The sequence below is a fragment of the Candidatus Baltobacteraceae bacterium genome, from assembly GCA_035502855.1.
Lineage (GTDB): Bacteria > Vulcanimicrobiota > Vulcanimicrobiia > Vulcanimicrobiales > Vulcanimicrobiaceae > Aquilonibacter.
Map to the genome: position 1 here is coordinate 35,861 of DATJTX010000015.1, position 12,047 is coordinate 47,907.

The 12,047-nt window shown below is 62.8% G+C and carries 10 protein-coding genes; 1 reads left to right on the top strand and 9 read right to left on the bottom strand.

What is annotated here, in order from left to right; genetic code table 11:
• Nucleotides 1-25: 25 nt before the first annotated feature.
• The 9 genes from dnaK to VMF11_03085 form a co-directional block, all read right to left on the bottom strand.
• Nucleotides 26-1,882, bottom strand: coding sequence for a molecular chaperone DnaK (gene dnaK, locus VMF11_03045; GenBank protein HTU69274.1), 1,857 nt, complete (start codon nt 1,880-1,882; stop codon nt 26-28).
• Between the two features lie 277 nt (nt 1,883-2,159).
• Entirely contained in the window at nt 2,160-3,359 is a 1,200-nt protein-coding gene (locus VMF11_03050) for a trypsin-like peptidase domain-containing protein (GenBank protein HTU69275.1), read from the bottom strand.
• Nucleotides 3,360-3,455: 96 nt separating this feature from the next.
• On the bottom strand, nt 3,456-4,178 hold the full coding sequence (locus tag VMF11_03055) for an ABC transporter ATP-binding protein (GenBank protein HTU69276.1): 723 nt from the start codon (nt 4,176-4,178) through the stop codon (nt 3,456-3,458).
• Entirely contained in the window at nt 4,171-5,367 is a 1,197-nt protein-coding gene (locus VMF11_03060) for an ABC transporter permease (GenBank protein ID HTU69277.1), read from the bottom strand. The genes VMF11_03055 and VMF11_03060 overlap by 8 nt, the downstream gene beginning before the upstream one ends.
• Nucleotides 5,367-6,494, bottom strand: a complete 1,128-nt coding sequence (locus tag VMF11_03065) for an ABC transporter permease (GenBank protein ID HTU69278.1) — start codon at nt 6,492-6,494, stop codon at nt 5,367-5,369. Before VMF11_03065 ends, VMF11_03060 begins: the two co-directional genes overlap by 1 nt.
• A gap of 77 nt (nt 6,495-6,571) precedes the next feature.
• Nucleotides 6,572-7,861: an efflux RND transporter periplasmic adaptor subunit gene (locus VMF11_03070; protein HTU69279.1), complete on the bottom strand. Its 1,290-nt coding sequence runs from the start codon at nt 7,859-7,861 to the stop codon at nt 6,572-6,574.
• Between the two features lie 18 nt (nt 7,862-7,879).
• Nucleotides 7,880-9,208 carry a TolC family protein gene (locus VMF11_03075; protein ID HTU69280.1) on the bottom strand — a complete coding sequence of 443 codons (1,329 nt, stop codon included), beginning with the start codon at nt 9,206-9,208 and terminating at the stop codon, nt 7,880-7,882.
• Nucleotides 9,198-9,917 (bottom strand): hypothetical protein, encoded by a 720-nt coding sequence (locus VMF11_03080; protein ID HTU69281.1) that lies wholly within the window; start codon nt 9,915-9,917, stop codon nt 9,198-9,200. Before VMF11_03080 ends, VMF11_03075 begins: the two co-directional genes overlap by 11 nt.
• Nucleotides 9,918-9,951: 34 nt before the next feature.
• Nucleotides 9,952-10,290 carry a hypothetical protein gene (locus VMF11_03085; GenBank protein ID HTU69282.1) on the bottom strand — a complete coding sequence of 113 codons (339 nt, stop codon included), beginning with the start codon at nt 10,288-10,290 and terminating at the stop codon, nt 9,952-9,954.
• 44 nt (nt 10,291-10,334) lie between these two features.
• Between VMF11_03085 and VMF11_03090 the strand changes: the two genes are divergently transcribed.
• Nucleotides 10,335-12,029, top strand: coding sequence for a ribonuclease J (locus VMF11_03090; GenBank protein HTU69283.1), 1,695 nt, complete (start codon nt 10,335-10,337; stop codon nt 12,027-12,029).
• Nucleotides 12,030-12,047: the final 18 nt, after the last annotated feature.

The window sequence follows — 12,047 nt, forward strand, 5'->3', positions numbered from 1 at the left end:
CGAAGCAATTCACCCCTCTACGCTGCTATTTCGCTTCTTTGAACTCGGCGTCGATCACATCGTCCGGTTGCGCAGAGCCGTTGGTCTGCGCGCCCGCGCCGGAGGCCGCGCCGTCTTGCGCCGCGCCCGCGGCTTCGCCGTTCGGCGAGGCGGCCTTGTACAGCAGTTCCGCCATCTTGTAGCTGGCTTGCTGCAGTTTGTCGATCGCCGGTTTGATCTCGGCGATCGTGCCGTTCTCGCTGATGCGCTTGAGCTCTTCGAGCGCCGCCTCGACCTCACCGCGCGCACCCACGTCGAGTTTGTCGCCCACTTCTTTGAGCGATTTCTCGGTCGAGTAGATCAGGCTCGAAGCTTGGTTGCGCACTTCGGCCTCTTCGCGTTTGGCTTTATCGGCCGCGGCTTGCAGTTCGGCGTCTTTGACCATCCGCTCGACCTCCTCTTTGCTGAGGTTGGTCGACGCGGTAATCGTGATCTGCTGCTCCTTACCGGTGCCCAGATCTTTGGCGCCGACGTTGACGATGCCGTTCGCGTCGATGTTGAAGGTCACTTCGATCTGCGGCACGCCGCGCGGAGCCGGCGGAATGCCTTCGAGGCGGAAGCGTCCCAAGGTCTTGTTGTCCCCGGCCATCGGGCGTTCGCCCTGCAGCACGTGGATGTCGACCGAGGTCTGACCGTCTTCCGCGGTGGTGAAGATCTGCGACTTCTTCGTCGGGATCGTCGTGTTGCGTTCGATCAGCGTGGTCATCACGCCACCGAGCGTTTCCAGACCGAGTGAGAGCGGCGTCACGTCCAGCAGAACGACGTCGCGCACTTCACCGGCGAGCACGCCGGCTTGAATCGCCGCACCGACCGCCACGACTTCGTCGGGGTTGACGGTGAGGTTCGGTTCCTTACCGGTGAGCTTCTTGACCAGTTCCTGGATGACGGGCATGCGGGTCGAACCGCCGACCATCACCACTTCATCGATCTGCGAGATGTCGATCTTCGCGTCGGCAAGCGCGTTCTTGAACGGTGCGATGCAGCGATCGGTCAAGTCGGCGGTGAGCTCCTCGAACTTCGCGCGGGTGAGCGTGATGTCGAGATGCTTGGGGCCCTCTTGATCGGCCGTGATGAACGGCAGATTGATCGACGTTTGCACGACCGAGGAAAGCTCGATCTTCGCCTTTTCAGCGGCTTCCGTCAGACGCTGCATCGCCTGCTTGTCCTTGCTCAGGTCGATGCCTTGCTCCTTACGAAATTCGGAGACGAGCCATTCGACGACACGATGATCGTAGTCGTCGCCGCCCAAATGCGTGTCGCCGTTGGTCGACTTGACTTCGAAGACGCCGTCGCCGACTTCGAGGATCGACACGTCGTACGTGCCGCCGCCGAGGTCCCAGACGAGGATCGTCTCGTTGCCCTTCTTGTCGAGTCCGTAAGCGAGCGCCGCAGCCGTCGGCTCGTTAATGATCCGCAGGACGTCGAGTCCCGCGATCTTGCCGGCGTCCTTGGTCGCCTGTCGCTGTGCGTCGTTGAAATACGCAGGCACGGTGATCACCGCTTTGGTGACACGTTCGCCCAAATAGTTGCTCGCGTCGTTGACGAGCTTTTGTAAGATCATCGCGCTGATCTCTTGCGGCGTGTAGTCCTTGCCGTCGATCTTGACGTGATAATCGCTTTCGCCCATGTGCCGCTTGATCGAAGAGATCGTGCGATCGGGATTGGTGATCGCTTGACGCTTCGCCAGTTGGCCCACGAGGCGTTCGCCGGTCTTCGTGAATGCGACGACCGACGGGGTCGTACGCGACCCTTCGGAGTTCGGAATGACGACGGGCGATGAGCCCTCCATCACGGCAACGACCGAATTGGTCGTTCCGAGGTCGATACCGACCACTTTAGCCATAAATGTTCTTACCTCTCAGTATGATCTGCCTAAGCCCCGGACCAGCTTCTCTTGCAGTCGCTCGTCGCAACCTTAGCCGAGGCGCCCGTACACCGAGGTGAGTGCAGCGGTCGCGAGGATCCGGCGATGCGAACGAGGGCGAAGATCTGCCTTGCCGCTTACGGGCTGGTGCAGTAGTTACTCCCGACCATCATACACGATGGCCGGGTCTATAGCTTCCAACCCGCACCAAAGGAGGCCGGTTGCAGGACCGGCCTCCAGGGCTTGTAGCAGCAAGTCAGGGCTGCTGCTGGGGCTGGCCGGGTTGCTCGGCCGGGCGTTCCTCGAGCGTGATCGCGACGAACTTTTTTACCCCCTGGGACCAGACGTCCAGCCGCAACACGTCGCCCGGCTTCTTGCTGCCGATGTACTTGCGCAGCGCGGCGGCAGTGTTGAACGCCTTGCCGTCGGCCTGGAGGATCACGTCGCCCGGTTCGAGTCCGGCCTTATCGGCGGGCGTGCCGGGCTCGACTTCGACTACCGCCAGGCCGCCCCGGCCGTTGTAGCCGATCTGGTTGCGCAATCCCGGCGTCAGATCGGCCGGGGCGAACCCGGCAAAACCGGTATCGGTCCCTTGGTGGACGCCCGGGTTGCTCAGAAGCTGCGGGATGACCCTCTTCACCGTATTGGAGGGAATCGCGAACCCGATGCCCTGTGCAGCCTCGTCGGTGAGCTGGTTCACGCCGATCACGCTGCCGTCCATGTCGATGAGCGGGCCACCCGAGTTGCCGGGGTTGATCGGCGCCGAGGTCTGGAGCAGGCCGGTGAAGTCGAAGTAGCCGGCTCCGCCGCCCTCGGCCTGGACCTCCTCTTTGCGGTTGAAGGCGGACACCACGCCCAGCGTTACCGTCTGCTGCAGTTCGTACGGTTCGCCGATCGCGATCGCCCACTGGCCCTGCTCGAGTTTGTCCGAATCGGCCAGGTGGAGCGGGGGCGGCAGCTTGCGGTAGTTGTCTACCCGGATGATCGCCAGATCGGCCCCGATATTCATCGCCACGACGTGCGCCGGCACATGGTCGCCGTTGGCAAAGATCACGGTCAGGTTCGAAAGCTTTGCATTGCTCGGCGGGTTCACGACGTGCGCATTGGTGACGATGTCGCCGCGGTCGTCGTACACGAAGCCCGAGCCGGAGGCCTGGCCCTTATAGTGTTGGACGACGCCCGGTCCTTGCTGCCCGAAGAACTGCTGAATCAGCGGGTCGATCGGGACGACCTCCTGACCGTTGACCTGCTCGGTGATTGCAACCACCGAAGCCTTGGTGCGCTTGACCGCGCTCACGATCCGGTCTTGATCGCTCACGCCGGTCAGCGGAGCAGCAGCGACGGCCGGCGGCGTATGATTCGGCCCGGCGATGTCGGGGAAGTGCGTGCTCGCGTAGAGCATCATCACGAAGCTGCCGATGATTGCGCCCACCAAACCGACGATGACCGTGGGCAAAAACCGATTTTTCACCATTCTCCTAAACTTTAGTGCGTTTGTTTCTTTGAGGGTATCCTCTACCGGAATAACGGTGATGAGGTTGCATGGCGTTCCTCACTTGCCGGTAAAAGAGCGAGGGCTTGCCGTGCTCTCGTCGGCGACGACCAGTCCGTCGAGCAGCCGCACGATCCGGCGTGCGTTACGGGCCACGTTCTCATCGTGCGTCACCATGATGATCGTCCGCCCGCCTTGGTGTAACTGGTCGAAAAGGGCCATCAGGCCGGCACTGGTCTTGGTGTCAAGGTTCCCCGTCGGCTCGTCGGCTAAAAGGACCGCCGGGTTGTTGACCAGCGCACGGGCGATCGCGACGCGCTGCTGCTGGCCGCCTGAGAGTTCGCTGGGTTTGTGGTGCGCGCGGTCCGCCAGTCCAACCTCCTCGAGCGTCGTCATCGCGCGCCGCGCGCGCTCGCGCGCCCCCACCCCCGCATAAAAGAGCGGGAGGCCGACGTTTTTGAGCGCGTCGGTTCGCGCCAGAAGGTTGAACCCTTGAAACACGAACCCGAGTTTGCGCAAGCGGATCGCCGCCAGCGCGTTATCGTCGAGGTGCGAAACGTCCTCTCCGTCCAGATGATACGTGCCGCTGCTCGGACGGTCGAGACAGCCGACCAGATTCATCAGCGTCGACTTTCCGGAGCCCGACGGACCCATGATCGCGACGTATTCGCCGCGCTGAACGCGCAGATCGATGCCGCGCAGCGCTTGTACTTCGAGCGAACCCATCTCGTAGGTTTTCGTGATACGCTGCAGCTCGATGGCGAGCGGCATCCCCTCACTCATACCGAAGTGCCTCGATCGGATCGAGCGACGCGGCACGGTACGCCGGGTACAGCCCGAATGCGAACGTCACGACCGCGGCGAAACTCAGTGTGATCAAGAGGGCTTGAACGTACGGCGGCGACGCGGTGTATCCGGTGAGCTTTACGATATAGAGTTGGTTGATCGTGCCGCCGACGATGAGGCCGGCGGCCATTCCGATGAAGCATCCGAGACTGCTCATCAGGGCTGCCTCGATCAGGAATTGCCACAAGATCTGGCCTCGGCGCGCTCCGATCGCCTTTCGCGTCCCGATCTCTCGCGTTCGCTCGGCGATGGAAACGAGCATGATGTTCATTACGCCGATGCCGGCGACGAGCAGCGAAACGGCTCCGATCAGCGCGACCACCAAGGTGATGCCGCCGAATATCCCGTTGACGCGCTGCGTGAACTGCGCCTTGTCGAAGGTTTGATAGCGAACGTTTCCGCCAACCTGACGCAACGCGCGGATCTTGTCGATCACCGCGACTTCCGTCGCGCTCATCGTGTCGCTGTTCGCGACCGTGAAGCGCGCGGCGAAGATTCGGTTTCCGTGCACGTACTTGCGCAGATACGTCGTGTACGGGATCGCGACGTCGCCGCCGAACGTTGCGTTGATCGCGCCTTGACGAGGCTGCGCGAGCACGCCGACGATCACGTAGCGATACGGTCCCGCGTAAAGGCTCTCTCCGGTGGGATCGCCGCCCTCGGGGAAGAGGCGCTGATAGGTCTTCCAGTTGATGACGCAGACATCGGCGTCATTCGAGATCTCGTCGGGGCTCAAATTGCGGCCGTAGGCGAGCGGCTGCCGCGCGAACGGATCGCTCGAGTCACTGAACAGGATGAGGTTCCCGAGGTTGTGATCGTGCCGCATCAGGACGCGAGTTCCGCCCACGGGTACGGCCGCGGTAATGTTGGGGACCTCGGCCACGATCGCGCTCAAGTCCGAGAGCCGCAGCGCCGCCTTTGTGAAGTCGCGCTGGAACGAGCCAGGAAAGATGATGAAGCTATTGTCGGCCAATGCGCCGAGGGATTCGTCGATCGATCCCGCCATGCTGTGGCCCAGCACTTCGATCGAAATGACGGCGAACACACCGATGATCAGCCCGATGATCGTGAGGAACGTTCGCGCTTTATTCGCGAGCAGCACGCGAATCGCCTCATCGAAATACATCACGAGCGAAGTGCCTCGATCGGATCGAGCGTGGCCGCGCGATACGCCGGATAGAGGCCAAAGATCATGCCGGTCGCGCCGGAGAAGCTCAGGGCGATCGAAACCACGAGGACGTACGGAACGACGAGCGCGCCCAACTCGCGACTGAGCGCCTGCGCCCCCAGCGCGGTCACGCCGATGCCGAGCAACATACCACTGATTCCGCCGGCCAGCGCGAGAACCAGCGATTCCATGAGGAACTGCGTCATGATGTCGCTGCGGCTTGCACCGATCGCCTTGCGGATGCCGATCTCGCGGGTGCGCTCGGTGACGGTGACGAGCATGATGTTCATGATCCCGATGCCGGCGACGAGAAGGGCCACGGCGCCGATCGCCCCGAGGGCGACGCCGGCGATATTGAGGACGTTCTCGAAGATGCCGATTTGTGCCGCGCTGTCGGTGACGACGTATTGGGCCTGCGGTCCATGAATGTGTTGCAATACGCGCACGATCTGACTTCGGAGCGAGTCGGCGTTCGCGCCTTTGACGGGGTAGATCTCGAGGTCGTCGGCCGGCTCGTCTACGGCGCGATGGAATGTCGAATAGGGAATGACGATAAAATCGGAGCCGGCGATCGAGGTTATCCAGGGAGAGGCGATGGGCGCGTACACGCCGACCACGGTGTAACGCGCACCGTTCATCGTCAGCTCATTCCCGACGGCGTCGCCTCCGGGAAAGAACTTGCCGGCGACGCTCTGGGAGATCGCGACGACACGCGCGGCCGATGCAACGTCCTCTGCGTCGATCTTGCGGCCGGCGCTCATGCGCAGCGAATCGTCCTGATACGATCCGGTGGTCGAGACGGTATAATAGCCGTTGATCGTCCCGTAGAGCACCCTCCAGGTTCGCTGCCACGACGGCTGCACGTCGTGCACCTGATTGCCCAGCGCCGCTTGAATCGCGGCCGCGTCGCCGTAACGGAATTGTGCGCGTGCGGGAAAATCTTGCGAATCGTCGACCTGCACGACGATCGGGAACGTTCCAAACGAGGTAAACGTCCCGGCAATGCCGCTCGTCGCCGCCTTGCTGACGCCGAATACCGCGATGATCGAAGCGCTCCCGATGATCATCCCGAGCATGGTCAACATCGAGCGGGCCTTGTTGCGCCACAGCGATTCACACGCTTCCGACAGGTATTCCGCCAGACGAGTCATCGAACGAACGCTCAGGGTGAGCTGGAAGGGGAGGGCATCGGTGTGACGCGTGCGCCTGCGGCCAGAGCGGGTACCTTGGCGGCGACGATGACGTCGCCGGGTGCCAGCCCGGAGAGCACCTGGGTCATGCCGTTGCCGACGCGACCGGTCGAAATCGTACGCTTCGTTGCGACGCCGTCGTTCACGAGGTAGACGAACGACATCTTGCCCGTCTTTTGGATCGCCTCGGTCGGGACGGCGATGGCGTGCGGGATATCGGTCGTGAGGATGTCGATGTCGGCGTTCATGCCGTCTTTGAGAAACGAAGGCGAGCGGTCGAGGGAGATCGTGGTCAGAACTTGCATCGAGGTGCTCGAAGCATCGGTCGACTTCTGCGCAGCCGGATCGATCCGTACCACGTGACCGAGTATGACGTGACCGGGGAAGTCTTGCCCGCTGATCTTCGCGGTCTGCCCGAGATGTACGTTGATGATGTCCTGCTCGTCGACCTGTGCCTTGACGACGAAGCGGTTCTCGGCGGCGATCGTGAAGAGGCCTTCTCCGGCTGTTACCACGTCGCCGGGTTGCATCGTGCGCAGCGGGTTGCTGCTTTGCGCCGCCACCGTCTGTACGATACCGTTCATCGGGGCGACGATGCGGGTGAACGCAACCTGCTGTTGGTTCTGGGCGTTGATGATCTTGCTCTTCTCGGCATTTGCTTGCGCCGCTTGAACGCTGTCGATACCGTATCCCGAGACGGCGCCGAGCCGCAGTTGTTGCACCGCCTGGTCGTAGGCGACTTGTGCTTGGTCGAGTTTAGCCTTGTCGGCGTCGACCTGGCTGCGCGCGATCGCCTTTTGCGCGAGAAGCGCTGCGTCCGCCTCGTACACGCGGCGCGCTTCATCGAGCGCGCTCTTGGTGGTATCGACCTGTGCGAGATACTGCACGCGGGCGTTCTGCTCGTCGATACGGGCGGTCGAGACGTTCGCAACCGCGTTGGTGTAGTCGGCCTGCGAACTTGCCGCATTATAGTCGAGCGTCGGATTTTCGATCGTCGCGAGCAACTCGCCCGCGCTGACGCGGCTTCCCGCCTTCACATAAATCTGACCGAGGTTCCCGGCGACCAGCGTCGGCACCGTTACCGTCGTCGGGTTCATGACGACACCTTCTTCGGGGAGCGTTATGGTGAATGCCGAATAGGCGATCTTCTGCAGTTTGACCGGAAGTGCCGAGTCGTGGCCGTGCCGTCCGGCAAAGACGGCGAGAGCGACGATTGCGGCGATTGCTCCGACGACGATCAACGTGTTGCGCGTACGATTCATGCGATCCTTACTTCCACACTAAAGGTCGGCGACCGCGCTCGTCGCCGTATACGTACCGAGCGAGACGCGCAGCTTGACGATGGCCTCGACGTAATTGACCCGGGCGCTGACCAAGTCGTATTGCGCCGTGACCGATTGCTGCTGGGTTTGAATGACGTCCGCGAGGGCGATGAGGCCGTGCTGGTATTGCAGTTCGGCGATGCGGGCCGACTCCGTCCCGAGCCGTGACTCGTCGCGCGCATAGCTCAGCTGGGCAAGCGCCGTTTGCGCCGATCGATAGCTCTGGCGGACGTCGATTTCAACCTGCGTGCGCGCCTGGTCGAGCGCACGCTCCGCCGAGGTTATCTGTGCGTCGTCGTTGACGCGTTCCGCGTGGCGCTGTCCGTAATCGACCAGCGGCAACGTAAACGTCGAGGTCGCCGAGAGCGTCCAGAATCCCGGCGCGCCGCGCGGGAGCGTCACCAGTGCCCCGGTGCTGGTAACTCCGATCACTTCGCCCGCCAGCGTCGGAGCGAATTGATTGCCGAATGCGGCGCCGATCTGGATCTGCGGAAAGAGTTCGCGGTTCCATCCCTTGCGCGTGTCCTGCGCGGCAAGGACCGCGTCGTCGGCGGCCCTGACGTCGGGACGCTCGTTCAGCGCGATGTTTTCGAGTGTGCTCACCGGCTGCGCCGGAAGATTCGGCTGCGCGATCGTTTGCGGAAACGCGAAGGTTTGATCGAGCGGTGCGCCGATCGTTTGCGCCAGGTCTTCGGTCGCATCCGCCACGTCGGCGCGTGCGCCGATCAACGTCGAGGCGCTCTTCGCCTGTCCGACCTCGGCCTTGAGAACGTCGACGCCGGCTGCGACGCCCGCCTGCGCTTTGGCCTTCGCGGCTTCGACGAGGACGTTTTGATAGTTCAAGTCGGACGCGTCAACCGATACGATCGCTTGTTTCTGCACGACTGCGTAGAACGCGTTCGTCACGTTGGCGGCGACTTGGTCTTCGGTATTCGCGAGGGTCTCTTCGGCTTGTGAGGCCTGTGCCCGCGCCGACGCGAGTTGCAGGAACGAGAGGCCGCCGGTATCGAGGGTGTAGTTCGTTCCGATCTGCGCGGTATTTTGACTGAACACACTTTGTTGCTGCTGGCCGATGATCTCGTAGATACCGCCGTAATTCGAGTTCTTCTGCGCGTAATTCTGCAGTTCGCCGTTGACGGTAGGAAATGCGTTGGCGCGCGCTTGAGCAAGCGCATGCTGCGCCGCCGTCACCGACGCGTACTGCTGCGCCACCGTCGGGTTGTGGTTGAGCGCGTACGCGATCGCGCCGGGAAGCGTCATCGCGATCGCGAGGAGACTAGCGAGCAAATGCAGCGCCTATGAGCACCGGCACGAGGAAGGCCGCGATACCGCCGAGCCAGGCCGGCACGCGTGGAACGCGGCCGACGAACGAGATCGCCGCGATGCCTAGGCCGGTCGCCCACAGCGAAAACGGAGATATCGAGGCCAAGATGACGGCGAGCTTCGGCCCGGCTTGAGGTGCGAGCATGATGAGCGAGGGCATCGCCGCCGGAACGTCGATCGGCTTGGCGAAGCTGTCGGCGCCGCGAATGAGCACGATGAGCGCGTTTACGACGATACCCAAGCCCGGGATCACCGCGATGTTGCACGCGGCCGCCCAGTATTTGCCGAACGACCCCTCGCCATGTCCGATCCGATCGAAAATCAAGTAGACGACCGCCGAGATCAAGATGCCGATCGGCACGAAGATGATCGCGAAGATCCAGCCGTAGGCGCTGATCGCGAGCACGGTCTGGAGGCGTTCTTGCTGCTCGGCGCTGCTCAGTCCGGCGATGATCGGATTTTGGGCGACCATGTTCGGCCAATCGGTTGCAAGCGCGTGCTGGTTGGCGGGAACCATGAGGTAATAGCCGATCCCAAATAAGACGAGTGCAATCAACAAGGCCCAGCCCCAAGTGGGCGCGATGCGAATCGATTCGAACGCCGCCTTGGGGGCAACGACCGTGTCCCACGCGGTCTTCAGACCGTTGGCGGGTGGTGGACTCTCTACAGCCATTCTGGCACCTCTTTCAATGAAGCGTCGTAATCGGCTACAAACACTTGCTAGTGCTCGCGATGCGCAAATGTTTCAGGCGCGGGTCGTCCGAGCCTTCGACCACCGCCGCGTCGTCGGGCAGCGCCAGTAACTGATCGATCGTCGCCCGATGTTCGATCGCGGCCTGCACGGCGGCGAGCCGCCGGCGCCGCGCTTCGAGCAGGCGCAATTGGAGCAGCGTGCGCAGACGGCGCAGTGCGCGCGCGGAATAAAGCTGCGTTCGCACGCCCGAGCACGCGCCGGGTGTGAACGTCGGCGCCGGTGCGGCCGCCGCAAGGGAGGCGGCTAAGGCGAGCGAGGTCAGGACGACCCGCACGAGGTAACGGTTGAGCATGAACTCCCATCACGCGCCGGGCCCGGCGCGGAAAGTGGCTCCGTTTGAATCCTGACACGTTGATCGTGCCCGCCCCGCCCGGCGAGCCCTACACCCGGGTCGTTCCGCTCGGCGGCTGCGGCGAGATCGGCCGCAACATGACCGTGATCGAGACCAATGACGACTTGGTGGTGGTCGATTGCGGATTGATGTTCCCCGACGAGGAGATGTACGGCGTCGACATCGTGATCAGCGACTTCACCTACGTGCGCGAGCGCGCGCACAAGCTGCGCGCCGTGCTGGTGACGCACGGTCACGAAGATCACATCGGCGGTCTGCCCTACTTCATCAAGGAATTTCCGCACGTTCCGATCGTCGGCACGGCGCTCACCATCGCCCTCATCAAGGCCAAGTCGCGCGAGCACAAATTCGGCGAGATCGAATTCGTAACCGTCGAACCCGGCGCGCGCGTGCGGCACGGTTCGATCGAAACCGAATTCATCCACATCAATCATTCGGTTTCCGGGGCGTGCTCGCTCGCGCTGCGTACGCCGGTCGGCACGATCTTTCACACCGGAGATTTCAAGTTCGATCAAACGCCGATCGATGGCCGGCCCGCCGATTTTGCGCGCATCGCGCGCGTCGGAGAGGAGGGCGTCTTGTGCATGCTTTCCGATTCGACCAACGCCGAGCGGCCCGGCCACACGCTCTCCGAGCGGATCGTGGGCGAAGCGTTCACGGCGATCTTCCAGCGCGCGAAGGGCCGCATCGTCATCGCGTCCTTCGCATCGAACGTCCCGCGTATCCAGCAGGCCGTCGACCACGCCGTGCGCTTCGACCGCAAGATCGCCTTCCTCGGGCGTTCGATGCAGAACGTCGTGCACTTCTCGAGCGAACTGGGCTACCTGCGGATCCCGCCCGACACGGCAATCAAAATCGAGGACGTCGATAATTTTCCGCCCGAGCGCATCGCGGTGATGACGACCGGCTCGCAGGGCGAGCCGATGAGCGGGCTCGCGCGGATGTCGGTGCGCGATCACAAACGCTTTCGTATCGTCCCCGGCGACACGGTCGTGGTAAGCGCGACCCCGATTCCGGGAAACGAGCGCAGCGTCTACCGGACGATCAACAACCTCTCGAAGCTCGGCGCAACCGTGATTCACGGTACCGACGGGCGATCGCACGTCTCCGGACACGGCTCGCAAGAAGAGCTCTTGCTGATGCTCAATCTCGTTCGGCCGGAATTCTTCATCCCGGTGCATGGCGAATACCGCATGCTCATGCAGCACGGGAAGCTGGCGGTGCAGACCGGTGTCGAAGCCGGTAATGTCTTCGTCTCCGAGGACGGCGACGTGCTCGAGTTCACCCGTGAATACGGCGATAAGATCGGCAAGACGTACGGCGGCAACGTGTTGGTCGACGGGTCGGGCATCGGCGACGTCGGTGAAGCGGTGTTGCGCGATCGCAAAGCACTTTCGAACGACGGCATCGTGATTGTGGTCGTTGCTATCGACGCCGAGGAAGCGCACGTCATCGGCGAACCGGATCTCATCTCGAAGGGCGTCTTCTACTTGCCCGAATCCGATGGGGTTCTCGATCAACTGCGCGCCGAGTTGCGCAGCGCGATCGCGGAAGTCTCCGTCGATGCCCTCCGCGACGTCAACACGATGAAGGAACACATTCGCAGCACGCTCACCCGCGCGATCCACGCGCGCACGAAGCGCCGCCCGGTCGTCATCCCGGTGGTGATGGAGGTCTAGCGAGCCATCGGCGGGATT